A 24,795-nucleotide genomic window follows, 5' to 3' on the forward strand; every position below is an offset into this window, starting at 1 on the left:
TAATCCGCGCTCACCGGGCACGGCGCACGGTTCTTGTGCATTGACCGGTTCCGTTGGCATCCCGTCAGCAAGGTGACCGCCATGATGGACCGCTCACGCGCCGCTTCCGTCGACCCCGCATCCACTCCCTCCCCTCACGAGAGCAAGACTGACGCGAAGGGCTTGCAGGAGGCGCTGTACGAGCAGATGTTCGCCAATGACGAGCCCGGCCACGCGCCCGATGCGCAAACGGCGCCGGAACCGCCGCCGCGCTGGCCCCATCTGCGGCGCGGGGCCAAGATTGCCATCGGGCTCGCCATCATCGCAGTGTTCGGCTGGCTGCCGCTACGCGCGATCTGGGAGAATTCGAGCGTCGAGGCGGTGCTGAATTCCCGGCTCGTCACCTTGCGTACGCCGATCGGCGGCCGTGTGGCAGCTGCGCAGCGCATCACCGACCAGACCAAGCTCGACGCGGGAACCGTGGTCCTGCGCGTCGTGAATTCGCGCAGCGATCGCACCCGGCTCGACGATCTCCGGCGGCAGAAATCGCGCCTTGAAAACGAGCGGCCGAGCCTTGCTGCCAAGCTTGCCTCGGCCCAGGCCGCACAAAAGGATCTTGCGCGGCAGGCGACGCAATTCCGCGACGGACGCGTGCTCCAGCTCGAGGCGCGCATTGCGGAGATCCAGACCTCGATCGAGGCGGCCGCCGCGCGGCGCGACGAGGCCAGCGCCGCCGTCGACCGCGCCTCCTCGCTAGCGAAATCCGGCAACGTTTCGACCGTCGAGCTGGCGCGTCTGACGCGCGAGCTCTCGGTGTCACAGCAGACCGAACTCGGTGCGCGCAAGCGGCTGGACGCCACCAAGGTGGAGCTCGCCGCGGCACAGAACGGCTCGTTCCTCGGCGACAGCTACAACGACCGGCCAAGCTCGGTGCAGCGCGAGGAAGAGATGCGCCAGCGCGCCAGCGACCTCGAAGCCGACCTCGCACGAATCGACACCGAGATCTCCTGGCTCGCCAACGAGCTCATCGTCGAAGAGGTCCGCTTCGCGGATCTCTCAGAGGCCAACATCACGACACCGGTCACAGGGCGGGTCTGGGAGATGATGACCTCGCCGGGCGAGGACGTGCAGGCCGGCCAGCCCCTGCTCAAGGTGCTCGATTGCAGCGGCGCCGTCATCACTGCCAACGTCACCGAAAACGTCTACAACCACCTGCAGCTCGGCGACCGCGCCACCTTCGAGCCGAATGACGGCGGCGAGCCGATCTCCGGCACCGTGATCAATCTGACCGGCGCCGCCGGCGCGCCCGCCAATCTCGCGATCAATCCGGATGCGCTGAGCAAGGAGCCCTATCGCGTGACCGTGGCATCACGCGACGCTGCGGCCCGCGCTTGCACCGTGGGGCGCACCGGCCGCGTCGTGTTCGCCCGGCATGAGACCACGCCGTGACGACGGCGCTGACGCCTGGCCTGATTGCGCTCGGCGCCTTCATGGCGATCGTGCCGCTGCTCAGGCGCGACAGCACGATGGCTCGCTCGCTGCTGGCCGTCATGTCGGTGGCGTTGCTGCTGCGCTATCTCTATTGGCGGGTCACGGCGACGCTCCCGCCGCCGCATCTGACTGTTGATGCGGTGATCGGCTATCCCTTCATGCTGCTGGAGGCGGCCTCGCTGGTCGCAGTCGCGTTGTCCCTGCTGTTCCTGAGCCGGACGCTCGATCGCACGGGCGCGGCGAGGATCGATGGCCGTGCCACCGACCCGCGCGCGCCGTTGATCGACGTCTTCATCTGCACCTACAACGAGGAACGATCGATCCTCGAGCGCACGATCATCGGCGCGACCGGCATGGCGTACGGCAACTACCGCGTCTGGGTGCTCGACGATGGCCGACGGCCCCTGGGGCGCCTTTCGCGCGAGCTCGGCTGCCATTATCTCACGCGGCCCGACAACCACCACGCCAAGGCCGGCAACATCAACCATGCGCTCAGGCATGTCGGCGCGCTGCCGGAGCGGCCCGACTTCGTGGCCATCCTCGACGCGGACTTCGTGCCGCGGCCCGACTTCCTCGCGCGCACCATCTCGCTCATGGACGATGCTTCGGTCGGCGTGGTGCAGACGCCGCAGCACTTCATCAATCCCGACCCGATCCAGACCAACCTTGCCGCGACTGACGTCTGGCCCGACGAGCAACGCTTCTTCTTCGACATCCTGCTGCCGGCGAAAGACGCCTGGGGGGTCGCGTTTTGCTGCGGCACCTCATCCCTCATTCGCTATACCGGACTGGTGCAGATCGGCGGGTTTCCGACTGACTCGGTGACCGAAGACTACCTCGTCACCCTGCGCCTGAAGGAACGCGGCCTCAACACGATCTATCTCAACGAGCGCCTGACGATCGGGCTCGCGCCGGAAGGCCTGAAGGAATACATCACCCAGCGCGCCCGCTGGTGTCTCGGCTTGATGCAGATCGTGCGCGGCCGCAGCGGACCACTCTCGCGGGACTCAAGGCTGCCCTTGATCGATCGGCTCTCGCTGATCGACGCCTTCATGAGCTGGGCCGCGGTCTACCCATCGAAGGTGGCCGGCCTCGTGGTGCCCTGGCTGTTCCTGCTGTTCGGAATCAAGGCGGTCCGGGCCGATCTCACCGAATTATTGCGCGTCTTCCTGCCGTTCTATGTCTGGAATGGTCTCAGCATGGCCTGGCTGTCGCGCGGCCGTTCGCTCGCCATGATGACGGACGTCTCGCAGCTCATCGCCGCGCCCGCCGTGCTCAAGGCGGTTGCGGCCGGCCTGTTGAAGCCGAAAGGTCACAAATTCAAGGTCACCGCGAAAGGCGGCGACCGCGACAGACGATTCGTCGAATGGCCGCTGCTGCGGCTCTATGGCACCGCCCTTCTCATCACGCTCTCGGCCATCGCCTATGCCTTCATCCTGCACCTTCGCGGCGAGAACATCGCTTATGGCGGACTGGCGCTGGCCTGGAGCCTTTACAACGCGCTCATTCTCACCGTGGTCTGCTTCGTCTGCATCGAGCAGCCGCGCAAGCGCAAGGCGGAGCGGTTCAATCGCAATGAACCGGTCCTGCTGCGCCAGGATGGCCGGTCGCATCTCGCGCGGCTCGCCGACATCTCCATCACCGGCGCCCGACTGATCGATCCCGATCGGCCGGCGCCCGGAAGCACGATCGAATGCCGGATCTATGGCCGCTCGATCGCGGCGATCGTGGTGCGATGGACTGCGGATGGATTCGCCGTGCGCTTCGAGGAAGGCATGGATACGCGCGTGCATGCGATCAGGGCGTTCTATGCCGGCGAATATGTTCGGGCCTATCGGGGCGTGAGCGCGCTGCCGGTCGGCAAGGCGCTGCTGCTGCGGCTGTTCGGCTAGGCCTCGTGCGACGCCCGCTCGTATTCCCTGGGCTGACGGGGCATGGAAAGGGCGGCAAGGAAGGATGGCCTGAGGCCATCACTTCGCCTAGACTTCTGTCGAATCCACGCCTCCCCTTCCCCGCCGGAACCCCCATGGTCCAGACCCGATTTCTGATCGCGGCCGTCGCGCTCCTCGCATGCTCCGCCACCGCCTCGGCCCAAATGCTTCCACCTCCCGCCAAGCCCGCAGTGCCGAAGGCTCCCTCGCCGCGCGCGGCGTCGTGCCACAATGGCGCGAGCTTCGATCGCTTCCTGGCCGACGTGAAGCAACAGGCGATGGCTGCGGGCGTATCGCAGCGCACGATCGCGGAGGCTTCGCCCTATCTCATCTACGACCAGGGCATCGTGAACCGTGACCGCGGCCAGCGTGTGTTTGGCCAGCTCTTCACCGAATTTGCCGGCCGCATGGCCGCGCCCTATCGCATGCAGAACGGCCAGCAGCACATCAAGCAATACGCGGCCGCATTCGCGCGCGCCGAGAAGGAATATGGCGTGCCGCCGGCCGTCATCGCCGCGTTCTGGGGGCTGGAAAGCGATTTCGGCGCCAACATGGGCAACCTGCCGACGCTGAAATCGCTGGTGTCGCTCGCGTATGATTGCCGCCGCTCGGAGATGTTCGTCAATGAGACCATCGCCGCGCTGAAGATCATCGACCGCGGCGATCTGCATCCCGACGAGATGATCGGCTCCTGGGCCGGTGAGCTCGGGCAGACGCAGTTCCTGCCCGTGCATTACGTCAACTACGCCGTCGACTATGACGGCGACGGGCGGCGCGACCTATTGCGCTCGGGAGCCGACGTGATCGGCTCGACCGCGAATTACATCGCCAACGGATTGAAGTGGCGGCGCGGCGAGCCGTGGCTGGAGGAGATCAAGGTGCCGCCAAACCTGCCGTGGGACAAGACCGATCTCAACGTGCGGGAGCCGCGCTCGACATGGGCGCAGCTCGGAGTCACCTACCCTGACGGACGCCCGCTGCCGAACGACAATCTCGCCGCCTCCGTGCTGCTGCCGATGGGACGCTTTGGGCCGGCGTTCATGGCATACCCGAATTTCGCGGCTTATACCGAATGGAATAACTCGCTGATCTACTCGACCACGGCAGGCTATCTCGCCTCGCGCATCGCTGGCGCCCCGCCGCTGCGCAAGCCAACGGCGCCGGTGGCGCAGCTGCCGTTCAACGAGCTCAAGGAATTGCAGCAGCTCCTGGTGCGTGCCGGCTTCAATGTCGGCAAGATCGATGGCGTGCTGGGCCAGCAGAGCCGCGCGGCCGTCAAGGCGATGCAGATCAAGCACGGTCTGCCGGCCGATTCCTGGCCGACCACGGAGCTCTTGGCCCGCATGCGCGGCGGCACGGCGCAGGCGCAGCCGGCGGGCATGGTGAGATAAGCGAGCCTAACTCGCCGTCATGCCCCGCCACCGGGTCTCGTTTTCGGCGAGCCCGATAACAGGCTCCGGCCGGGCATCCAGTACGCGCAGCGCCTCTGCCCAATCACAATCGTCTCGGCGTACGGGATCGCCCGCCTTCGCGCGGCATGACAGCAAGAGGTGTGGCGGCTACAGCACCACGAGCCATCGAAGGAGAATTTTCGCATCGCACAAGCTGCTTCCGCGATTGTATTTTTCCATGACGTTCCCATGTGAGTCGCTCAGGTTTTCTCCTGAGATTCCCTCCCATTGAAGCGAGCATCACATGTCCTTCTACGACGCCGTCGTCCCCGCCTATTTGCAAATCCTGAACAGCCTCACCGGCCTGCTCGCCAAGGCGGAGGCACATTGCGCGGCCAAAAAGATCGACCCCAGCGTCCTGCTCGGATCACGCCTCTTTCCGGACATGCTGCCGCTGTCGAAGCAGGTCCAGCTCGTCAGCGATTTCGCCGCCAAGGGCTGTGCCCGGCTCACCCATAGCGAGGTGCCCGCAACGTCCGACACCGAGATCAGCTTCGCAGAGCTGAAGCAGCGGCTGGCCAAGACCATCGACTACGTGAAGTCGTTAAAGCCCGAGCAGTTCGAAGGTGCCGACGTCAAGGACGTCACCTTCCCGGCCGGTCCGGACAAATCCATCACCATGAAGGGCCAGCAATTCCTGAGCTCGTTTTCGCTGCCGAACTTCTATTTCCACGCCACGACCGCCCATGGCATTTTGCGCCACAACGGCGTCGAGATCGGCAAGCGCGATTTCCTCGGCGCGAACTAACCTCGACAATGCAAGCGGCTGCGGCAGGAGGTCGAACCTGCCGCCGCGGCCGAATTTGCACATGATTCATGCTGCGCAGAGCTCGCCGCGCAGCTCGCCTGCACTTTCCGTATGGCTCCTCCCTTGCGCCTGTTATCGCGATGCACAAGTGTTCGTGACCTCTCATTGCCTGGAAGCATTCCCATGAGCCGTCCGACCAAATTGTTTGCCTCCTACAAGCTCGGCCCGATCACGCTGGCCAATCGCCTGGTGATGGCGCCGCTGACGCGCAACCGTGCTGCGCCCGGCACGTTCGTACCTGGTCCGCTCGCGGCCGATTATTACGGCCAGCGCGCTTCCGCGGGGCTCCTGATCACCGAAGCGAGCCAGGTCTCGCAGCAGGGCCAGGGCTACCAGGACACGCCCGGCATCTATTCCAAAGACCAGGTGGCCGGCTGGCGCAAGGTCACCGACCGCGTCCATGAGCGCGGCGGCAAGATCTTCATCCAACTCTGGCATGTCGGCCGCATCTCGCATGTCGACCTCCAGGCGAATGGCGCAGCCCCCGTGGCGCCGAGCGCAATCCGCGCCAAGGGCAAGACCTTCGTCAACGGCGGCTTCGCCGACGTCTCCGAGCCGCGCGCGCTCGATTTGTCCGAAATTCCTGGGATCATCGACGACTTCAAGCGCGCCGCGAAGAATGCGCTCGAAGCCGGCTTCGACGGCGTCGAGATCCACGGCGCCAACGGCTATCTGCTCGATCAGTTCGCCAAGGACGGCGCCAACAAGCGAACCGACCCCTATGGTGGCTCCATCGAGAACCGTGCGCGGTTGATGCTTGAGGTCTCCAGAGCCGTCGCGGCTGAAGCCGGCAGCGATCGCACCGGCATTCGCATCTCACCGGTGACGCCTGCCAACGACATCTCCGACAGCAATCCGCAAGCTCTGTTCGATCACATCGTCGACGGTCTCAGCGCGCTCAAGCTGGTCTATCTCCACGTCGTCGAAGGCGCCACCGGCGGACCGCGGGACTTCGCACCGTTCGACTATGCGTCCTTGCGCAAGCGCTTTTCGGGCGCCTATATCGCCAATAACGGCTACGGCTTCGATCTCGCGAACAAGGTGCTGGACGCGAATGCGGCCGATCTCATCGCCTTCGGCAAGCCGTTCATCTCCAACCCCGACCTGGTCGAACGGCTGAAGCAGGGCGCGGCCCTGAACGACTGGGACAAGACCACGTTCTACGGCGGCGGCGCGAAAGGATACACGGACTATCCGACGCTCGCGGCTGAGCTGGCGGAGTAAGGCTGCGCCGTAGCCCCATTCTCCATCATTGCGAGGAGCGAAGCGACGAAGCAATCCAGACTGCCTCCGCGGAAAGACTCCGGCTTGCTTCGCGGAGCCTGTCATCGGGCCGCGCTTCGCGCGGACCCGGTGGCTCGCAGTGACGGTGCGGAGGCAGTGAGCCCAACTCACCAAAAAGAAAAAGGCCGGGATTGCTCCCGGCCTTCGTTGTTATGAGACGCTGCTTACTTCGCTTCCGCGCGCTTGGGCGGAGTGGCCGGCCACGACTTAATCAGGGTGTCGTAGTCGACCGTCTCGCCCTTCGGCTTCTCGTTGGCGAGCTTGCGCTGCGGAGCGATCGTGCCGTCCTTCTGGGCCTTGGCGAACCAGTATTCGGCCGATTCCTTCTTGTGCAGCTTGGGACCGCAGGCGCCCTGCACGCCGGACTTTTCGAGGCGCTCCATCACGGAGTCCTGGGCGGCCGCAAGGGCATCCATCGCCTGCTGCGGCGTCTTCGCACCGGACGACGCATCGCCGATGTTCTGCCACCAGAGCTGCGCGAGCTTCGGATAGTCGGGCACGTTGTTGCCGGTCGGGGTCCACTGCACGCGGGCGGGCGAGCGGTAGAACTCGATCAGGCCGCCGAGCTTCGGCGCACGTTCCGTAAAGGACTTGTCCCAGATGTCGGACTCACGGATGAAGGTGAGACCGACATGGCTCTTCTTCAGGCTCACCGACTTGGAGACGATGAACTGGAGATAGAGCCAGGCTGCCTTGCGGCGGTCCGGCGGAGTCGACTTCAGCAGCGTCGCGGAGCCGGCGTCCTGGTAACCGAGCTTCATGCCTTCCTTCCAGTAGGAGCCGTGCGGAGAGGGAGCCATGCGCCACTTCGGCGTACCGTCCGCATTCACGACCGGCAGTCCCGGCTTCACCATGTCGGCGGTGAAGGCGGTATACCAGAAGATCTGCTGGGCGATATTGCCCTGCGCCGGCACCGGGCCAGCTTCGGAGAACGTCATGCCCTGCGCCTGCGGCGGCGCGTACTTCTTCAGCCACTCGAGATACTTGGTGATCGAGTAGACCGCGGCTGGACCGTTGGTGTCGCCACCACGTTCCACCGACGAGCCGACCGGACGGCAGCCTTCCATGCGGATGCCCCATTCGTCGACCGGCAGGCCGTTCGGAATGCCCTTGTCACCGTTGCCGGCCATAGACAGCCAGGCGTCGGTGAAGCGCCATCCGAGCGAGGGGTCCTTCTTGCCATAGTCCATATGGCCGTAGACCTTGACGCCGTTGATCTCCTTGATGTCGTTGGTGAAGAACTCGGCGATGTCCTCATACGCGGACCAGTTCACGGGCACGCCGAGCTCGTAGCCATACTTCGCCTTGAACTTGGCCTTGTAGTCGGGATTGGTGAACCAGTCGTAGCGGAACCAATAGAGGTTGGCGAACTGCTGGTCGGGAAGCTGATAGAGCTTGCCGTCCGGCCCGGTAGTGAATGACTTGCCGATGAAGTCATTGACGTCGAGCATGGGATCGGTGACGTCCTTGCCCTCGCCGGCCATGTAGTCCGACAGCACGATGGTCTGGCCGTAACGGAAATGCGTGCCGATCAGGTCGCTATCGTTGATCCAGCCGTCATAGACGTTCTTGCCGGACTGCATCTGGGTCTGGAGCTTCTCGACGACGTCACCCTCCTGGATAAGGTCGTGCTTGAGCTTGATGCCGGTGATCTCGGAGAACGCCTTGGCCAGCGTCTGCGCTTCATATTCGTGTGTCGTGATGGTCTCGGAGACGACGTTGATCTCCATGTTCTTGAAGGGCTCGGCGGCCTTGGCAAACCACTCCAGCTCCTTCTTCTGGTCTTCCTTCGACAGCGTCGAGGGCTGGAATTCCGCGATCCACTTCTGGATTACGGCGTCATCGGCGGCGCGAACCGGCGCCGAGACGGCGAACGACACCGCAACAATCGCGGCGACGCTGGACATGGTCGTAAAGCTATTCCTGGTCAATGGACCTTTCCTTCTCCTAAACTGCCGCATGTTATTCCTCCGTTGCAGCGACAAACTTTTATACAGGCCCGGGTTGGTCCCGGATCTGGCCGTCCCTTCGCCAGCTTCAGACCGTGCGAAAAATAAGCGCGGCCATGACCAGCGAAATTCCACTTGCGAGCCACAGGTTCGAAATCTCAAAACCTTCCTCGCCGACCGGCAGCGTGGCGATCGCATCGGTGCCGACGAGGCCGATCCACACGAGGTGAATGACGGCGGCCGCGATCAGCGAGATGAACAGGCGGTCGCCGCGCGTGGTCGGAATGCTGAGCACGCCGACGCGCTCGGCCTCGGGATAGACCGCGGCAAGCCACGTCATCACCGCCAGCGTGCAGGCGAGCGCTGCGAAGAAGATCGCGGTCGGCAACGTCCAGGCCATCCATGCAATGGATTCCATATGAGCCTCCCTAGACCCGGCCAAGCGCGAAACCGCGCGCGATATAGTTGCGGACGAACCAGATCACGAGCGCGCCCGGAATGATGGTGAGCACGCCGGCGGCGGCCAGCAGGCCCCAGTCCATGCCGGCGGCCGACACCGTGCGCGTCATGATCGCGGCGATGGGCTTGGTCTGCACCGAGGTCAGCGTGCGCGCGAGCAAGAGCTCGACCCATGAGAACATGAAGCAGAAGAAGGCGGCGACGCCGATGCCGCTCGCAATCAGCGGCACCAGGATCTTGATGAAGAAGCGTGGGAAGGAATAGCCGTCGAGGAAGGCGGTCTCGTCGATCTCGCGCGGCACGCCGGAGACGAAGCCTTCCAGGATCCACACCGCCAGCGGAACGTTGAAGATGCAGTGCGCGAGCGCGACCGCCCAGGGCGTATCGAACAGGCCGATCGCCGAATAGAGGTTGAAGAACGGCAGCGCATAAACCGCGGCCGGCGCCATGCGGTTCGACAACAGCCAGAAGAACAGGTGCTTGTCGCCGAGGAAGCGGTAGCGCGAGAAGGCGTAGGCCGCCGGCAGCGCCACCGCGATCGAGATGACGGTGTTGAGGACGACGTATTCCAGCGAGTTGATGTAGCCGGAGTACCAGCTCTCGTCGGTGAAGATGCGCTTGTAGTGCTGGAGCGTCGGGGTATGCGGCCACAGCGTCATTGTCGAGACGATCTCGCTGTTGGTCTTGAAGCTCATGTTGACGAGCCAGTAGATCGGCAGCAGCAGAAAGATCAGGAACAGCCCCATGATGAGGCGGCGGCCGGGGATCGAATGCATCAGGCCACTCCTTCCTTTGGCTTAAGCGCGGGCACGGGCTTGGGCCGGGCCGACGGCTTGGACTCAATCGCCGGCTCGCTCTCTGCCTGGACTTTGCGTTCGACGCCGGCATTGGTCATGACGGTATAGAAGATCCAGCAGACGATCAGGATGATCAGATTGTAGACCAGCGACAGCGCGGCGGCCTTTCCGAGGTCAAACTGGCCGAGCGCGATCTTGACCAGCTCGATCGACACGAAGGTCGTCGAGTTGCCCGGCCCGCCGCCGGTGACGACGAAGGGCTCGGTATAGATCATGAAGCTGTCCATGAAGCGCAGCAGCACCGCGATCAAGAGCACGCGGTTCATCTTCGGCAGCTGGATCGCCTTGAAAACGGCCCAGCGCGAGGCGCCGTCGATCTGGGCGGCCTGGTAATAGGCTTCGGGAATCGACTTCAGACCGGCGTAACAGAGCAGCGCAACGAGGCTGGTCCAGTGCCAGACATCCATCACGATGACCGTGACCCAGGCGTCGATGTCGTTGGAGACGTAATTGTAGTCGAAGCCCGCGGCGTTGAGAGCATAGCCGAGCAGGCCGATGTCGGGGCGGCCGAAGATCTGCCAGATCGTGCCGACCACGTTCCACGGAATCAGCAGCGGCAGCGCGAGGATGACGAGGCAGGCCGCAACCGTCCAGCCCTCGCGCGGCATCGACAGCGCGACGACGATGCCAAGCGGCACCTCGATGGCGAGGATCACCAGCGAGAAAAACAAATTGCGGCCGAGCGAAGCGAGAAAGCGGCCGCCGAGATCGGTCGAGGGATCGAGCAGCTCCTTGAACCAGCCGACACCGTTCCAGAAGAACTGGTTGTTGCCGAAGGTGTCCTGCATCGAATAGTTCACCACGGTCATCAGCGGCAGCACCGCCGAGAAGGCGACGACCAGGAACACCGGCAGCACCAGGAACCAGGCTTTTTGGTTGACGATCTTGTCCATCAGGCGGCTCCCTCCACCAGAAGGCTGTCGGCATAGACGTGGACATGGGACGGATCGAATTTCAGCCCCGCATTGCCGTCCGGGCTGGTGAATCCGCCGGGGGCGCGCGCGGCGAGCTTTGCGTCGCCGAGCCGCGCCCGCGCGAAACGGATGCGGCCGAGATCGTCGATGCGCTCGATCTTTGCGGTGAGCAGACCGGGCGCGGGCGCGACGACCTCGACGAATTCGGGGCGGACGCCGATCTCGATCTTGGCGCCCGAAGGCAAATTGTCGTAGCTGCGGTTGAGCGCGATGACGTGCCCACCGATCCGCGCCTCGCGTCCCCTCACCTCCGCCGGCAGGATGTTCATGCCAGGCGAGCCGATGAAGTAGCCGACGAACGTATGGGCAGGCTTGTCGAACAGTTCGGCCGGCGTGCCGCTCTGCACCACGCGGCCGTCATGCATGACGACTACAGTGTCGGCGAAGGTCAGCGCCTCGGTCTGGTCATGGGTGACGTAGATCATCGTGAGGTCGAGCTCGCGATGCAGCGCCTTCAGCTTGGAGCGGAGCTGCCATTTCAGCTCGGGATCGATCACGGTCAGCGGCTCGTCGAACAGCACTGCGGCGACGTCCGAGCGAACCAGGCCGCGGCCGAGCGAGATCTTCTGCTTGGCGTCGGCCGTGAGCCGCGTCGCCTTGCGGTTCAGATAGGGTTCGAGATCGAGCAGGCGGCCGATCTCGGCGACGCGCCTGTCGATCTCGGCCTTCGGCACGCCGCGGTTCTTCAGCGGAAACGCCAGGTTCTGCCCCACCGTCATGGTGTCGTAGATCACCGGAAACTGGAACACCTGGGCGATGTTGCGCTTCTGGGTTGACAATGGTGTGATGTCCACCCCGTCGAACATGATCTTTCCGCGCGAGGGCGTGATGATGCCGGAGATGACGTTGAGCAGCGTGGTCTTGCCGCAGCCGGACGGGCCGAGCAGCGCATAGGCGCCGCCCTGCCGCCAGGTCATGGTCACAGGCTTCAGCGCAAAGCTTTCCGGCGGCGCATTATTGCCGCCATAGGAGTGCGCGAGATCGACGAGGTCAATGCGGGCCATGGCGCATCTCCCTCAGGAGCTTTTTCTGTTTGACGCGTTTTCTTCACGCGAACCGCCACGCAATTCGCTTGAAAACGCTATGCCAGGTGCGGCGACCAGACGGTCGGCCGCATCGAACACGAAGACATCATTGGGATCGAGCACGGCGTCCAGGGTCTGGCCCGGCTCGAACTCGTGCACGCCGTGCAGGACCGCCACCCAGTTCGAACCCTCGCGGGTCAGATGCACGAAACTCTCCGAACCGGTGATCTCGGTCACCGTCACCGTGGCGTGGAAGGCGTGGCGGTCGGCCTCGCCATTGGCAAGCCCGAGCTGATGCGCGCGGAAGCCGACGCGATAGGCGCCGTCGGCAAGGCCAGCATAGAGCCCCGAGGCCGGCGAGGCCGTGCCGCCGGCATATTGCACGGAGCCATTTCGCTTCTCGATACCGACGAGATTGAGCGGCGGATCCGAAAACACCTGCGCGACGCGCAGCGTCCGCGGGCGGCGGTAGACGTTGGATGTCTCGCCCATCTGAAGCGCCTGGCCCTCCCACATGCACACGGTGTTGCCACCTAGCAGCAGCGCCTCCGTCGGCTCGGTGGTGGCGTAGATGAAGATCGCGCCGGAGGCCTCGAAGATGCGCGGCAGCTCGGCGCGCAGCTCCTCGCGGAGTTTGTAGTCGAGATTGGCGAGCGGCTCGTCGAGCAGCACGAGATCGGCGCCCTTGACCAGCGCGCGCGCAATCGCGGTACGCTGCTGCTGGCCGCCCGAGAGTTGGAGCGGAGTTCGCTTCAGGAACGGCTCGAGGCGGAGCAGCTTTGCAGCCTCCGCGACACGCGCCTTGATCTCGTCGCGCGGCTTGCCTTGCACGCGCAGGGGCGAGGCGATGTTCTCATAAACCGTGAGCGAGGGGTAATTGATGAATTGCTGATAGACCATCGCGACCGAGCGTTGGCGCACGTCGGCGCCGGTGACGTCCTTGCCGCCCACCAGCACCCTGCCCGTGGTCGGCTTGTCGAGGCCGGCGAGCAGCCGCATGATCGAGGTCTTGCCCGACAGCGTCGGGCCGAGCAGTACGTTGAGGGTACCGCTCTCGAACGTCAGCGAGACATCGCGGATGTGCGGGACGCCCTCGACAGTCCGGGTCACGTGGTCGAGCGTCACTGTCATGAGCGTCCTCCTGCTTCCAGCAGGGGAGTTTGCGGCACGGCGTGGGCCCTGATCCAGTCGTCAAGCGCGGCGATCTCGTCGGCAGATAGTCGCAGGCCGAGCTTGGACCGGCGCCAGACGACGTCCTCGGCGGTGACCGCCCATTCATTCGCCATGAGATAGCGGACCTCGCGCTCGGTCAGCGTCGCACCAAAGGACCGGCCGAGATCGGCGGTCGATTTCGCATCGCCGAGCAGCTTGATGGCACGGGTGCCATAGGCGCGGGCGAGGCGCCGGGCATGCTCATGGCTGAGGAAGGGATAGCCGCGCTGGAGCTCCGCGATCAGGCCGTCGATGTCGGATACGTTCATGTCGCCGCCGGGCAGCGGCCATTTGCCGGTCCAGCCCTCGCGCGCTTTCGCGCTGCGAAGATAGGGCGCCAGCCGTTCCAGCGCCTCTTCGGCGAGTCGGCGGTAGGTCGTGATCTTGCCACCATAGATCGACAGCAGCGGCACGCCGCCGGGCGTATCGAGCTCGAACACGTAGTCGCGGGTCGCGGCCTTGGCCTCGCTGGCGCCGTCGTCATAGAGCGGGCGTACGCCGGAATAGGTCCAGACCACGTCGTCGGACGTCACCGGCTTAGCCAGGTATTCGCTCGCCGCCGTGCAGAGATATTGAATCTCCTCGGCTGTCGCCTTCACCTTAGCGGGATCGCCATCATAGTCGCGGTCGGTGGTGCCGATCAGCGTGAAATCGTCCTGGTACGGAATCACGAAGATGATGCGGCCGTCGGCGTTCTGGAACATGTAGGCGCGGTCGTGGTCGTAGAGCTTCTTCACCACGATGTGCGAGCCCTGCACCAGACGCACCTTGGCCTTCGCATTGAGGCCGGCGCCGCGGCCGAGCACGTCCTCGACCCAGGGACCGCCGGCATTGACCAGCGCGCGCGCCTGGATCGACGAGCGCTCGCCGGTCAGCGTGTTGATCATGCCGACGGTCCAGACGCCGTCGGACTGACGAATCTCGGTGGCGCGGGTGCGGGTGCGGATCTCGGCACCCTTGTCGGCGGCATCGCGCGCATTGAGCACGACGAGGCGGGCGTCGTCGACGAAGCAGTCGGAATATTCGAACGCGCGGCTGTAGCGGTTCGGGATCAGCGGGCGACCGACCTCGTCACGCCGGAGATCCACCGAGCGGGTCGCGGGCAGCAAGTGACGGCCGCCGATGTGGTCATAAAGGAAAAGGCCGAGCCGCAGCAGCCAGGCCGGGCGCAGGCCGGCGTGATGCGGCAGGACGAATCTCAGCGGGCGGATGATGTGGGGCGCGATGCCCCAGAGGATCTCGCGTTCGATCAAGGCCTCTCGGACCAAGCGAAATTCGTAATATTCGAGATAGCGCAGCCCGCCATGCACCAGCTTGGTCGACCAAGACGACGTCCCGCTCGCCAAATCGTTCATTTCGCACAGGAAAACCGTGTTGCCGCGGCCCACCGCGTCGCGCGCGATGCCACAGCCATTCACACCGCCTCCGATGATGGCGAGGTCGAAAATACGCTCCAACAGACGCATCCCCCGGCGACCGCCCGTTCATCGAGCGGCAACTTTCGTTTTTGATTAGATCACACCGCAAAACGAAAGCAAGATGAAAGAGAAGCGAGAGGAAATGAAAGAGGAACTTTTTCAACCACGATGGAGTGGGGAAATCAGCAGGAGAACGGACAGATGTACGGGCAAGCAGCTCGATTAAGGAGCAGCTAGTGCGGCTCCGTGAACCAACGCGCTTATTGACTTGAATGTAGCAACATCTCTACATAGATCTCGTGAGCAGAGCATCGAATGGCTTGGACGCACAGATGGTCGTGACCACCCTGACCAGCCGGGAATTCAATCAGGATACGAGCCGCGCCAAGAAAGCGGCCTCGCACGGACCTGTCTTCATTACCGATCGCGGCCGCCCGGCCCATGTCCTGCTGACCATCGAGGACTATTTGCGCTTGAGCGGCGGGCACATGAACCTTGCCGAAGCTCTGGCACAGGCGAACGCGGACTTCGATTTCGAACCGCCTCGGATGACCGGCGGCGTCTCTAGGCCCGCTGATCTCGACTGATGTTTCTGCTGGACACCAATGTCATTTCCGAACTGAGGCGGCCGGACAAGGCCGATCGCAATGTCCTCGCCTGGGCCAATGCTGTGCCTGCGGCGAATATTTTCATGTCCGCCATCTCGATTCGTGAGATTGAACTTGGTGCGCGCCTGATCGAGCGCAAAGACGCGGTGCAAGGTGCCGTCCTGCGTGCCTGGATCAACGATCACATTCTGGCCCGGTTCGAGGGACGGATTCTGGCGATCGACACGGCCGTGGCGCAGCGTTGCGCGCAACTGCATGTTCCGAACCCGCCGGCCGAACGCGACGCCCTTATTGCTGCGACCGCACTTGTTCACGGCTTAACGGTCGTTACGCGCAATGTGGGAGATTTCGAACCTACGGGCGTGACGCTGCTGAACCCGTGGAGCGCACCTAAATCTTAGCGCAACCGCATCACCGGCACTGCTTCAGGCGCGGCATCCTGCGCATCGGCCTGCGTCTCATCGATCTCCCTCGCCTCCTTCGGCATGGCTTCGACCACCTCGATGCCCTTGCTGTGACAGATGGTGGCGAGGCGCTCGGGCAGCTCCTGGTCGGTGACGAAGGTCTGTATCTGGCTGATGTGGGCGATCCGCACCGGCGCGCTGCGGCGGAGCTTTGTGGAATCGGCGACCAGCATGACGCTGCGAGCATTGGCGATGATCGCCTGCGCCACCTGCACCTCGCGATAGTCGAAGTCGAGCAGCGCGCCCTCTTCATCGATCGCGGACGCCCCGATGATGGCGTAATCGACCTTGAACTGGCCGATTAGCTGCGTCGCGGTCGAGCCGACCACCGCGCCGTCGGCGCGCCGCACCGTGCCGCCGGCGACCACCACCTCGATGCGGGGATGGCGGTAGAGCAGCATGGCGACGTTGAGATTGTTGGTGATGACGAGCAGATCCTCGTGCGAGGTCAGCGCGCTCGCGACCTCCTCCGTCGTGGTGCCGATGTTGATGAAGAGCGAGCAGCCGTTCGGGATCAGCGAGGCGGCAGCAGCGCCGATCGCCTTCTTCTCGTCGGCGGCGACGAAGCGGCGCGCCTCGTAGGCGAGATTTTCAACGCCCGAGGCGATGATGGCGCCGCCATGGATGCGGGTCAGCGATCTCCGCTCGCAGAGATCGTTGAGATCCTTGCGGATGGTCTGCGCCGACACCTCGAACCGGCGCGCGAGTTCCTCGACCATGACGCGGCCTGAGGCCCGCGCGAGGTTGAGGATTTCGGCTTGGCGATGGGTCAGTCCGGTCACGGCAAGAGCCTCAAATCAGAACGATGCATGGTGCGGCGGTTCGCGCGTTCGGTCAATGCGGGAGACGATCACGGTTAACGGACTGCCTCAACACGCCATCGCGGCGGCTAGGCGCGCGAGCAGCTCCGGATCGTCGTAGGCGCGCGCGGACGCGACCGCGCCCGCGGCAACAAGGTCTGCATGGCTGAGGGTGGTGCGCATGCCGATGGTCGGGATGCCGGCCGCCGCGGCCGATTGCACGCCGGAGCGTGAGTCCTCGAACGCGATCGACGCCTCTGCGCTGGCGCCGACGAAACGCAGTCCTTCCTGATAGGGCAGCGGATGCGGCTTGCCGTGCGGCAGCTCGTCGCCGATCACGATTGCCTTGAACCGCTCGGTGATGCCGAGGCCCGAGAGCAGCAGCTCGGCGTTGAGGCGCGGCGCGTTGGTCACGGCCACCATGGGAATGCCGGCGGCATCCGCACGGTCGAGCAGCGCCATCAGCCCCGGTATCGGCACGATCTGCCCGGCCACCAGATCACGAAAGATCGCCTCCTTCTCGCCGAGGATTGCGAGGCGCCGTTCCGGCGATTCGTCCGGCAGAAATCGCTCCCCGATCGACACATTGGAAAAGCCCTGAAGCTCGCGCTTGAAGCGCTCATCGTCCACCACATGGCCGCGCGGGGCGAACACGCGGTGAAAGGCTTCGCGATGAAGCGGATCCGTATCGGCCAGCGTCCCGTCAATGTCGAACAGTAACGCCCTGCCCATCGCTTGCCTTTTGGCCTCGATCATTTCCGTACTTCCCAAGTGCGTGGCGCATCAATGCGAAAGACGTATCAATACGGCCTCGATTGCGCAATGACGCGTCCACATCACGACAATGCGGCACTCGACAAAGTCGCGCGCGGCTGCAACACTCGTGGCAAGATCAAAAAGGAGGAAACGATGATGATCAACCGACGCGATTTGGCTCTATCGACTCTCGCCGTCTCCGCGCTTGCTCTCGCGGCACCGGCACTGGCCGCTTCAGCGGACGAAGAGGCCGTGGCGAAGAAGGTGGAGGCCTTCCGCCTCGCCCAGATCGCAGCGGATCCTAAGGCGCTCGGCGCACTCTGCGCGGAGGAGCTCAGCTACAGCCATTCCAGCGGCAAGGTCGAGGACAAGGCGACCTTCATCACCAATGCGACCGACGGCAAGTCGAAATTCCTCTCGATCGAATACAAGGACCCGACCATCAAGGTCGTCGGTCCCGCCGCGATCGTGCGCTTCCACTGGCTCGGCGAACAGGAGATGGCGGCCGATGGGAAGAAAGTATCGACCAACCTCCACATCCTGATGAACTGGCAGAAGCAGGGCGACGAGTGGAAGCTGCTGTCGCGGGCGGCGACGAAGTTGTGATGACGTTCCAACCCTCTCCCCTTGCGGGCGAGGGTGGTTCGCGGCGGAGCGGCGAGACGGGTGAGCGGTCTCCATCCACGAAACGAACCTCCCACTTCTGCGTTTGCGGAGCCGATCCTGATCCGGCGCTTCGCACCACCTTCTCCCGCAAGGAGAAAGGAGGAGCAGCGGTGTGGGCGGTAAAAATTTCCGACCACGCTTCGCGCGTCAAAATTACCAGCGCCAGGCGCTTACGCCGCCTCCTTCACCTCGCCGTTCACAAGCTTGCGCGCGGCGCGCTCGGCTTCGCGGGCATTGCGGAAGAGTTGACCTTCGAGGCGGTTGAAGCGGTCGGATGAGGCGAAGAAACAGTAGCCTCCCTGAGAACGAACGACGATACCTGCGGTCTGCGAATTGACTTCGATGATGTAGCTGTCCGGCATGGCCCGTGGATTCCTCAGTGCGGGCAAATAACGGCATTCCTGCCCAAAGGTTCCGCGGGCATTTGAGGCCGTTTCCACCCCGAATCGACACGCAATTGAGTACGCTAGGACCTCATCCGTTTTATGACTGGTTCTTGGCGAAGACGCGACGCGATGACTTAGTCGCGCCGCGTTTGCGGTGCTTGCCACGTCTTCGTGAGATGAGCCAGAGAGTCGCGCGATTACGTCGCGATCGTCGTGTCGGTCGCGCGAACCGCCTGCGGGCGGCCGTGCTCGTCGATCGAGACGTAGGTAAAGTTGCCATCGGTGACGAGGAACGGATGCTCCTCACCGCGCCGCAGCGCCCAGGCTTCCAGATGCACGGTGAGCGAGGTACGACCCACCCGTACGAGATTGGCGTAGACGGATACGAGATCACCGACATAGACCGCTTTGCGAAAATTCATCGCTTCGATCGCGACGGTCACCGTGCGCGACTTCGCGACTTTCGAGGCGAACACGCCGCCGCCCACATCCATCTGGCTGAGCAGCCAGCCGCCGAAGATGTCGCCATTCGCGTTGGTGTCGGCGGGCATCGCCAGAGTACGAATACAGAGATCCCCGCGCGGTCCGGTGGCGGCGTGTTCACTCATATCTCTCTCACTTGAAACTGTTCCACCCCGGATCGGGCGCAAAGCGCTCGCCGAATCGCTCGGCCAGTGCGCGCAAGCTGGATACGACATTTTCCACGCCGCGCGTGCGCGCATAGTTCAACGGACCGCCACGGAACGGTGCATAGCCGGTGCCGAAGATGAGGGCGCCGTCGACCGCGTCGGCGTCGTCGACGACGCCTTCGCGCAGCGCGGCGACGCAGACGTTGGACATCGGCAGCACCAGGCGGTCGATCATCTGGTCGGTGACGCGCGGACCGGTCTCGGGAAGCTGTGCCTTCTCCGCCTCGCCCTCCTTCCAGACATAAAAGCCCTTGCCGGTCTTGCGGCCGAGCTCACCCTTGGCGACCTTCTCGCGCAGCCAGGCCGGCGTCGGCGGCAGCAGATCGCCGAACTTGGTGCGCAGCATGTCGCCGACATCGAGACAGATGTCGAGCCCGACCTGGTCGGCCAGCTCGATCGGTCCCATCGGCATGCCGAACTGCTCGGCCGCGGCGTCGATCAGGCGTTGGTCGATCTTCTCGTCCAGCATCACCATGGCTTCCAGCATGTACGGCGTCAGCGCGCGATTGACGAGGAAGCCGGGCGAGCTCTTCACGGGCAGCGGCAGGCGGTCAATCGCGCCGACGAAGGCGAGCGCCTCTTTCAGCACTTGCGGGTCGTTGCCGTCATGGCTGACGACCTCGACCAGTTGCAGCCGCGACACCGGATTGAAGAAATGCAGGCCGACCAGCCGATCCGGCCGCGCCAGCGTTGTTCGCAAGTCCTGTAGCGGAATGCTCGACGTGTTGGTCGCAAGGATCGCGCCGGGCTTCATCCGCGGCTCGAGGCCGGCATAGACCTTCTGCTTCAGCTCGAGCTTCTCCGGCACGGCCTCGATGATGAGATCGGCGTTGCGTACGCCTTCTCCGTCCATGTCGGGAATGAGGCGATCGAGTGCGTCGCGCACGTCGGTCGGCTTGCGAATGATCTTGCCGTAGAGTTCGGCCGCGCGCTTCGCCGCGCCGGCGATCGGCTCCGGCTTCATGTCGGCCAGCGAGACGCGCATCCCCTGGCCCGCGCACCAGGCCGCGATGTCACCGCCCATGGCGCCGGCGCCGATGACATGCACATGCTTGACGGCATTGCCGCTGCCCGCCGCCTTCTTCATCTGCTCGCGCAGGAAGAAGACCCGGATCAGGTTCTGCGCGGTCGGCGTCACCATCAGCTTGGCGAACGAGCCCTGTTCGGCTTTCAGCATCGAGGCCTTGCTGCCGCCGTGGGTCTCCCAGAGATCGATCAGCGCGTAGGGCGCCGGATAATGCTCACGAGATGCCGCCTTCGCCGCCTGCGAGCGCATGCGTCTGGCGAGCAGCCCGCGCACGAGGCCGACATTCGCCGCGCGAACCAGCAAGCCCGGCCGCGCCCGCTTCAGACGTCCGAACAGCGCATCCTTCACGGCATTGTGGACGTGGCGCTCCTGCGTGACGGTGTCGACGAGGCCGAGCGATCTGGCGCGGCGCGCATCGATGGTGCGGCCGGTCAGCATCAGGGCCATCGACTGGATCGGATTGACCAGCGCGGTGAAGCGCGCGGTGCCGCCGAGGCCTGGATGAAGGCCGAGCATCACCTCCGGGAAGCCGAAGCGCGCCCCCTCGATGGCGATGCGCGCCTGACAGGCGAGCGCGACCTCGAGCCCGCCGCCGAGGCAGAAGCCGTGGATGACCGCCACCGTCGGCAACCTCAAGGCTTCCAGGTGATCGATTACGGCATGCGCGGACCGGATGCGTGTCTCCACCATCTCAGGATCGGACGCGCCGCGAAATTCGTTGACGTCGGCGCCGGCAATGAAGCCGGACGGCTTTGCCGAGCGGATCACGAGGCCGGCGGGACGCTCGGTCTCGATCGCCGCAAGCACGGCATCGAACTCCTCCATCACATCCGAGGACAGCGTGTTGGCGCTCGCCTCGGCGCGGTCGAACAGCAGCCAGGCGACACCATCGGCATCGCGCGTCAGCTTGAAGTGCTTGTAGGGACTGTCTGTCCCAGGCTTGGGCCCGAGCTCCAGCACGCGGTCGCCAAGCGCGGTCATGATCTTGGAATCCATGGTCACAGCGCCTCGATCAGCATGGCGCCGCCGAGCCCGCCGCCGATGCATTCGGTGGCAACGCCGCGCCGCGTGCCAAGCCGCTTCATGGCGTTGACGAGATGCAGCACGATCCGGTTGCCGGAGGTGCCGACGGGATGACCGAGCGAGATCGCGCCACCGTCGACGTTTAGTCTTTCGCGGGCGATCTCGCCGGCTGCGCCGTCGAGGCCCAAAATCTCGCGACAGAATTTATCGTCGTTCCAGGCGGCGAGACAGCCGAGCACCTGCGTGGCGAAAGCCTCGTTCAATTCCCAGGTCTCGACGTCGTTGATGCTGAGGCCGTTGCGCTGGAGCAGCGGCGTCGCCGAGATCACCGGGCCGAGCCCCATGATGCTAGGATCGAGCGCGGCCCAATTGCTGTCGACGATGACAGCTTTAGGGGTGAGCTTATGCTTGGCGACCGCGGCGTCGGAGGCCAGGATCACCCAGGAGGCGCCATCGGTGATCTGCGAGGAATTGCCGGCGGTCACCTGTCCCCAGGGGCGCTCGAACACCGGCCGGAGCTTTGCAAGCGTCTCGGCCGTCGAGTCCGGGCGTACGCCGTCGTCATGGTCGAAGAACTTGCCATCCCGGGAGAACGCGGTCTCAACCTCGCCCTTCAGAAAACCTTCGGCCTGCGCATGCGCAAGGCGGCGATGGCTCTCGGCCGCGTAGGCATCAGACTGCGCGCGCGTGATGCCAAAGAGATGACCGACGACCTCGGCGGTCTGGCCCATGTTCAAATCGGTGACGGGATCGGTCAGTCCGCGCTCGAGGCCGATGACCGGCTTGAGATAGCTTGGGCGCAGCTTGAAGGCTGCGGCGAGCTTCGCGGCAACGCCCTTGGCGGTGGCGAGCCCGGCGAACCAGCGCACGCCGGAATTCGGCCAGACCAGCGGCGCGTGGCTCAGCGCCTCGGTTCCACCGGCCAGGATCATGTCGGCATGGCCTTCGCGGATGTAGCGATAGGCAGTGTCGATCGACTGCATCCCGGAGCCGCAATTGATCTGTACCGTGAAGGCAACCATGTCCTCGCCCATGCCGAGCCGCAGCGCGGCGACACGGGCGGGGTTCATCTCGTCCGCGATCACGTTGACGCAGCCGAGGATGACCTGGTCGAAGTCAGTCGGGGCGAACGGCTGGCGCGCCAGCAGCGGTCGGCCGCATTGCACAGCGAGATCCACCGGCGTGAACGGGCCGGGGCCCGAGCGCGCCTTCAGAAACGGCGTCCGACTGCCGTCGATGATGAAAACCGGTCGTGCCATCAGCTCGCCGCCCTCTGTTCACCGAGTTCCTGGAAGAACTGATGCACGTCGCCGGATTTCTTGTAAATCGGTGACAGCGCCTCAGGCGCAAAGTCATCGACCTCGATCACTTCGTTGACGGCTTCGCGGGCCGCGGCGAGCTGCTCGCCCTCGGCTTGCGTGATCACACCCTTGGCGACCGCGTCCTTCCAGTCGCGGACCTGCGCGGCGCGCACGCGCCTAGCGATCGCATCGGTTTCTGCAGCGAGCTTGAACGCGCGCTCAAGCCGGGCAAAGCCGCCGTCGTCGTCGACATGGGCGAGATCGGGCGTGAGACGCTCGCGCGCCGCCGACGGCTCCAGGACGAGGCTTGCGCATTGATGGACGACGCGGTCCGACGGGCCGAGCACGCGTGCGCCGAACGGCTGGACCACGAGCTTGAGGAAGGCTGCGACGAAGCGGTTCGGCAGATTGGCCAGAATTTCCGCGAGCCGGTTCTCGATGGTTCGGAAGCCCGTCGCCATGCACCATTCCAGCGCGGCGAAATCCTCCTTCTGACGGCCCTCGTCCTGCCAGCGCTTCAGCGCGGCCGAGAGCAGATACAGCTCGGACAGAATGTCGCCGAACCGCGCCGACAGCATCTCCTTGCGCTTGAGCGCGCCGCCGAGCGTCAGCAGCGCCAGATCGGCGCAGAGCGCGAAGGCGGCAGAGTAGCGCGAGAGCTGGCGATAGAATGGCGTGGCATCGCCCGCATCAGGCGCCGGTGCGAAGGCGCCGAACGTCCAGCTTCGGCCAAAGGCGCGAAGCAGTGTGCGGAAGCTGTGGCCGACGTGCTTCCAGAAAGCCTTGTCGAACGCGGCGAGGCCGCGCTCGCGGTCGGTGTCGGCGAGCGCATTCATCTCGCCGAGCAGATAGGGATGGGCGCGGATGGCGCCCTGCCCGAACACGATGAGATTGCGCGTGAGAATGTTGGCGCCCTCGACCGTGATGCCGACCGGCACGGCGCGATGCAGATTGCCGAGATAGTTCTGCGGACCATCGATCACGGCCTTGCCGCCGTGGATGTCCATGGCGTCGTCGATCGCAGTGCGCATGCGTTCGGTCGCATGCAGCTTCATGATGCCGGAGATGACGGCAGGATGAATGCCGGCATTGAGCGCCGCGCAGGTCAGCCGCCGCGCCGCATCGAGCTGATAGGCGGTCGCGACGATGCGCGCGAGCGGCTCCTCGACGCCCTCGAACTTGGAGATGGAGATGCCGAACTGCTCGCGGATGCGAGCATAGGCACCGGTGGTGCGCGCCGCAAAGGCGGCGCCGGCGGCCGACAGCGACGGCAGCGAGATGCCGCGCCCGGCGGCGAGCGCGGTCATCAGCATCTTCCAGCCCTGCCCCAGCCGAGCTTCGCCGCCGATGACGTAGTCGAGCGGGATGAAGACGTCGCGGCCCCGGTTCGGGCCATTCTGGAACACTTGCATCGACGGCAGATGGCGGTGACCGATCTCGACGCCGGGCAGATTAGTCGGGATCAGCGCCACCGTGATTCCGAGCTCTTCCTGATCGCCGACGAGGTGATCGGGATCATAGGCCTTGAAGGCGAGACCGAGCAACGTCGCGACGGGGCCGAGCGTGATGTAGCGCTTGTGCCAGTTGAGACGAAGGCCGATCACCTCGCGGTCCTCGAACTCCCCCTTGCAGATGATGCCGGTGTCGACCATCGAGGCGGCATCGGAGCCGGCCTCCGGGCTGGTGAGGCCGAAGCAGGGAATGTCGCGACCATCGGCGAGGCGCGGCAGCCAGCGCTGCTGCTGCTCCTTGGTGCCGAAGCGCATCAAGAGCTCGCCGGGGCCGAGCGAGTTCGGCACCATCACCGTGACGGCGGCCGCGATCGAACGGGTCGAGATTTTTCGCACGACCTCGGAATGCGCATACGGCGAAAAGCCGAGCCCACCGAATTCCTTCGGAATGATCATGCCGAAGAACTTTTCGCGCTTGACGAAGTGCCAGACGTCCTGCGGCAGGTCGCGCCATTCCCAGAAGATCTTCCACTCGTCGAGCATGGCGCAGAGCTCGTCGACGGGGCCGTTGAGGAAAGCCTGTTCCTCCGCGGTCAGCGTTGCCTGCGGGACCTTCAGCAGCTTCGACCAATCGGGATTGCCGGTGAAGAGATCGGCGTCCCACCAGACGTCACCGGCCTCCAGCGCCTCGCGCTCGGTATCGGAAATCGCCGGCAGCACGCCGCGCGCGAGAGTGAAGATCGGCTTTGTCAGAGTGTCGCGGCGGAAGCTCATGGCTGACCTCAT

At 64.5% G+C, this 24,795-nt stretch carries 22 protein-coding genes; 8 read left to right on the forward strand and 14 right to left on the reverse strand.

Annotation, left to right across the window (positions count from 1 at the left end):
- Positions 1 to 81 precede the first annotated feature (81 nt).
- The 5 genes from IVA78_RS19305 (at position 82) to IVA78_RS19325 (ending at position 6,884) form a co-directional block, all read left to right on the forward strand.
- Positions 82 to 1,428 carry an HlyD family secretion protein gene (locus tag IVA78_RS19305; protein WP_247279584.1) on the forward strand — a complete coding sequence of 449 codons (1,347 nt, stop codon included), beginning with the start codon at positions 82 to 84 and terminating at the stop codon, positions 1,426 to 1,428.
- Entirely contained in the window at positions 1,425 to 3,362 is a 1,938-nt protein-coding gene (locus IVA78_RS19310) for a glycosyltransferase (protein ID WP_247467044.1), read from the forward strand. Before IVA78_RS19305 ends, IVA78_RS19310 begins: the two co-directional genes overlap by 4 nt.
- A 134-nt stretch (positions 3,363 to 3,496) precedes the next feature.
- A complete protein-coding gene (locus IVA78_RS19315; protein ID WP_247467047.1) occupies positions 3,497 to 4,792 on the forward strand; it encodes a lytic murein transglycosylase in 1,296 nt (431 codons plus the stop codon).
- A 304-nt stretch (positions 4,793 to 5,096) separates the two neighbouring features.
- Positions 5,097 to 5,600: a DUF1993 domain-containing protein gene (locus IVA78_RS19320; protein WP_247415688.1), complete on the forward strand. Its 504-nt coding sequence runs from the start codon at positions 5,097 to 5,099 to the stop codon at positions 5,598 to 5,600.
- 183 nt (positions 5,601 to 5,783) lie between these two features.
- Positions 5,784 to 6,884 carry an alkene reductase gene (locus tag IVA78_RS19325; protein WP_247467050.1) on the forward strand — a complete coding sequence of 367 codons (1,101 nt, stop codon included), beginning with the start codon at positions 5,784 to 5,786 and terminating at the stop codon, positions 6,882 to 6,884.
- 224 nt (positions 6,885 to 7,108) lie between these two features.
- On the opposite strand, the gene IVA78_RS19330 is transcribed toward IVA78_RS19325, so the two are convergent.
- The 7 genes from IVA78_RS19330 to glpD form a co-directional block, all read right to left on the reverse strand.
- Positions 7,109 to 8,851 (reverse strand): ABC transporter substrate-binding protein, encoded by a 1,743-nt coding sequence (locus IVA78_RS19330; protein ID WP_247279676.1) that lies wholly within the window; start codon positions 8,849 to 8,851, stop codon positions 7,109 to 7,111.
- A 130-nt stretch (positions 8,852 to 8,981) separates the two neighbouring features.
- Complete coding sequence (locus IVA78_RS19335; RefSeq protein ID WP_247279579.1) at positions 8,982 to 9,311, reverse strand: DUF2160 domain-containing protein; 330 nt, start codon at positions 9,309 to 9,311, stop codon at positions 8,982 to 8,984.
- A 10-nt stretch (positions 9,312 to 9,321) separates the two neighbouring features.
- Entirely contained in the window at positions 9,322 to 10,128 is an 807-nt protein-coding gene (locus tag IVA78_RS19340) for a carbohydrate ABC transporter permease (protein WP_247279578.1), read from the reverse strand.
- Entirely contained in the window at positions 10,128 to 11,102 is a 975-nt protein-coding gene (locus IVA78_RS19345) for a sugar ABC transporter permease (protein ID WP_247279577.1), read from the reverse strand. Before IVA78_RS19345 ends, IVA78_RS19340 begins: the two co-directional genes overlap by 1 nt.
- Complete coding sequence (locus tag IVA78_RS19350) at positions 11,102 to 12,187, reverse strand: ABC transporter ATP-binding protein (protein WP_247279576.1); 1,086 nt, start codon at positions 12,185 to 12,187, stop codon at positions 11,102 to 11,104. The genes IVA78_RS19345 and IVA78_RS19350 overlap by 1 nt, the downstream gene beginning before the upstream one ends.
- 12 nt (positions 12,188 to 12,199) lie before the next feature.
- Positions 12,200 to 13,339 (reverse strand): ABC transporter ATP-binding protein, encoded by a 1,140-nt coding sequence (locus IVA78_RS19355; RefSeq protein ID WP_247450104.1) that lies wholly within the window; start codon positions 13,337 to 13,339, stop codon positions 12,200 to 12,202.
- Positions 13,336 to 14,886: a glycerol-3-phosphate dehydrogenase gene (gene glpD / locus IVA78_RS19360; RefSeq protein WP_247279574.1), complete on the reverse strand. Its 1,551-nt coding sequence runs from the start codon at positions 14,884 to 14,886 to the stop codon at positions 13,336 to 13,338. The genes IVA78_RS19355 and glpD overlap by 4 nt, the downstream gene beginning before the upstream one ends.
- A gap of 284 nt (positions 14,887 to 15,170) precedes the next feature.
- Between glpD and IVA78_RS19365 the strand changes: the two genes are divergently transcribed.
- Together IVA78_RS19365 and IVA78_RS19370 are read left to right on the forward strand one after the other, a co-directional pair.
- Positions 15,171 to 15,425, forward strand: coding sequence for a type II toxin-antitoxin system Phd/YefM family antitoxin (locus IVA78_RS19365; RefSeq protein ID WP_247279573.1), 255 nt, complete (start codon positions 15,171 to 15,173; stop codon positions 15,423 to 15,425).
- Entirely contained in the window at positions 15,425 to 15,847 is a 423-nt protein-coding gene (locus tag IVA78_RS19370; protein ID WP_247467053.1) for a type II toxin-antitoxin system VapC family toxin, read from the forward strand. The genes IVA78_RS19365 and IVA78_RS19370 overlap by 1 nt, the downstream gene beginning before the upstream one ends.
- Here the strand turns inward: IVA78_RS19370 and IVA78_RS19375 are convergent.
- Together IVA78_RS19375 and IVA78_RS19380 are read right to left on the reverse strand one after the other, a co-directional pair.
- A complete protein-coding gene (locus tag IVA78_RS19375; RefSeq protein ID WP_247279571.1) occupies positions 15,844 to 16,692 on the reverse strand; it encodes a DeoR/GlpR family DNA-binding transcription regulator in 849 nt (282 codons plus the stop codon). The two genes, IVA78_RS19370 and IVA78_RS19375, sit on opposite strands and share 4 nt — an antisense overlap.
- A gap of 87 nt (positions 16,693 to 16,779) precedes the next feature.
- Positions 16,780 to 17,466, reverse strand: coding sequence for an HAD-IA family hydrolase (locus IVA78_RS19380; RefSeq protein ID WP_247415708.1), 687 nt, complete (start codon positions 17,464 to 17,466; stop codon positions 16,780 to 16,782).
- Between the two features lie 153 nt (positions 17,467 to 17,619).
- On the opposite strand from IVA78_RS19380, the gene IVA78_RS19385 reads away from it, so the two are divergent.
- The gene (locus tag IVA78_RS19385) at positions 17,620 to 18,072 is read left to right on the forward strand and encodes a nuclear transport factor 2 family protein (protein WP_247279569.1); all 453 of its coding nucleotides are present in this window, start codon (positions 17,620 to 17,622) and stop codon (positions 18,070 to 18,072) included.
- Positions 18,073 to 18,302: 230 nt separating this feature from the next.
- On the opposite strand, the gene IVA78_RS19390 is transcribed toward IVA78_RS19385, so the two are convergent.
- The 5 genes from IVA78_RS19390 to IVA78_RS19410 form a co-directional block, all read right to left on the reverse strand.
- Positions 18,303 to 18,494: a hypothetical protein gene (locus IVA78_RS19390; protein ID WP_247279568.1), complete on the reverse strand. Its 192-nt coding sequence runs from the start codon at positions 18,492 to 18,494 to the stop codon at positions 18,303 to 18,305.
- A gap of 221 nt (positions 18,495 to 18,715) precedes the next feature.
- On the reverse strand, positions 18,716 to 19,126 hold the full coding sequence (locus IVA78_RS19395) for an acyl-CoA thioesterase (protein ID WP_247279567.1): 411 nt from the start codon (positions 19,124 to 19,126) through the stop codon (positions 18,716 to 18,718).
- A 7-nt stretch (positions 19,127 to 19,133) separates the two neighbouring features.
- Positions 19,134 to 21,230 (reverse strand): 3-hydroxyacyl-CoA dehydrogenase NAD-binding domain-containing protein, encoded by a 2,097-nt coding sequence (locus IVA78_RS19400; RefSeq protein ID WP_247279566.1) that lies wholly within the window; start codon positions 21,228 to 21,230, stop codon positions 19,134 to 19,136.
- 2 nt (positions 21,231 to 21,232) lie between these two features.
- Positions 21,233 to 22,516: an acetyl-CoA C-acetyltransferase gene (locus IVA78_RS19405; protein WP_247450098.1), complete on the reverse strand. Its 1,284-nt coding sequence runs from the start codon at positions 22,514 to 22,516 to the stop codon at positions 21,233 to 21,235.
- Complete coding sequence (locus IVA78_RS19410; protein WP_247467056.1) at positions 22,516 to 24,783, reverse strand: acyl-CoA dehydrogenase; 2,268 nt, start codon at positions 24,781 to 24,783, stop codon at positions 22,516 to 22,518. Before IVA78_RS19410 ends, IVA78_RS19405 begins: the two co-directional genes overlap by 1 nt.
- Positions 24,784 to 24,795 lie beyond the last annotated feature (12 nt).

The organism is Bradyrhizobium sp. 137 (assembly GCF_023074095.1).
In the GTDB taxonomy this organism is placed as follows: domain Bacteria; phylum Pseudomonadota; class Alphaproteobacteria; order Rhizobiales; family Xanthobacteraceae; genus Bradyrhizobium.

Coding starts and splice junctions, on each gene's coding strand:
- IVA78_RS19305 (WP_247279584.1), top strand. CDS start 82: ATGATGGACCGCTCACGCGCCGCTTCCGTCGACCCCGCATCCACTCCC.
- IVA78_RS19315 (WP_247467047.1), top strand. CDS start 3,497: ATGGTCCAGACCCGATTTCTGATCGCGGCCGTCGCGCTCCTCGCATGC.
- IVA78_RS19320 (WP_247415688.1), top strand. CDS start 5,097: ATGTCCTTCTACGACGCCGTCGTCCCCGCCTATTTGCAAATCCTGAAC.
- IVA78_RS19325 (WP_247467050.1), top strand. CDS start 5,784: ATGAGCCGTCCGACCAAATTGTTTGCCTCCTACAAGCTCGGCCCGATC.
- IVA78_RS19330 (WP_247279676.1), bottom strand. CDS start 8,851: ATGTCCAGCGTCGCCGCGATTGTTGCGGTGTCGTTCGCCGTCTCGGCG.
- IVA78_RS19335 (WP_247279579.1), bottom strand. CDS start 9,311: ATGGAATCCATTGCATGGATGGCCTGGACGTTGCCGACCGCGATCTTC.
- IVA78_RS19340 (WP_247279578.1), bottom strand. CDS start 10,128: ATGCATTCGATCCCCGGCCGCCGCCTCATCATGGGGCTGTTCCTGATC.
- IVA78_RS19345 (WP_247279577.1), bottom strand. CDS start 11,102: ATGGACAAGATCGTCAACCAAAAAGCCTGGTTCCTGGTGCTGCCGGTG.
- IVA78_RS19350 (WP_247279576.1), bottom strand. CDS start 12,187: ATGGCCCGCATTGACCTCGTCGATCTCGCGCACTCCTATGGCGGCAAT.
- IVA78_RS19355 (WP_247450104.1), bottom strand. CDS start 13,339: ATGACAGTGACGCTCGACCACGTGACCCGGACTGTCGAGGGCGTCCCG.
- glpD (WP_247279574.1), bottom strand. CDS start 14,886: ATGCGTCTGTTGGAGCGTATTTTCGACCTCGCCATCATCGGAGGCGGT.
- IVA78_RS19365 (WP_247279573.1), top strand. CDS start 15,171: ATGGTCGTGACCACCCTGACCAGCCGGGAATTCAATCAGGATACGAGC.
- IVA78_RS19370 (WP_247467053.1), top strand. CDS start 15,425: ATGTTTCTGCTGGACACCAATGTCATTTCCGAACTGAGGCGGCCGGAC.
- IVA78_RS19380 (WP_247415708.1), bottom strand. CDS start 17,466: ATGATCGAGGCCAAAAGGCAAGCGATGGGCAGGGCGTTACTGTTCGAC.
- IVA78_RS19385 (WP_247279569.1), top strand. CDS start 17,620: ATGATGATCAACCGACGCGATTTGGCTCTATCGACTCTCGCCGTCTCC.
- IVA78_RS19390 (WP_247279568.1), bottom strand. CDS start 18,494: ATGCCGGACAGCTACATCATCGAAGTCAATTCGCAGACCGCAGGTATC.
- IVA78_RS19395 (WP_247279567.1), bottom strand. CDS start 19,126: ATGAGTGAACACGCCGCCACCGGACCGCGCGGGGATCTCTGTATTCGT.
- IVA78_RS19400 (WP_247279566.1), bottom strand. CDS start 21,230: ATGGATTCCAAGATCATGACCGCGCTTGGCGACCGCGTGCTGGAGCTC.
- IVA78_RS19405 (WP_247450098.1), bottom strand. CDS start 22,516: ATGGCACGACCGGTTTTCATCATCGACGGCAGTCGGACGCCGTTTCTG.
- IVA78_RS19410 (WP_247467056.1), bottom strand. CDS start 24,783: ATGAGCTTCCGCCGCGACACTCTGACAAAGCCGATCTTCACTCTCGCG.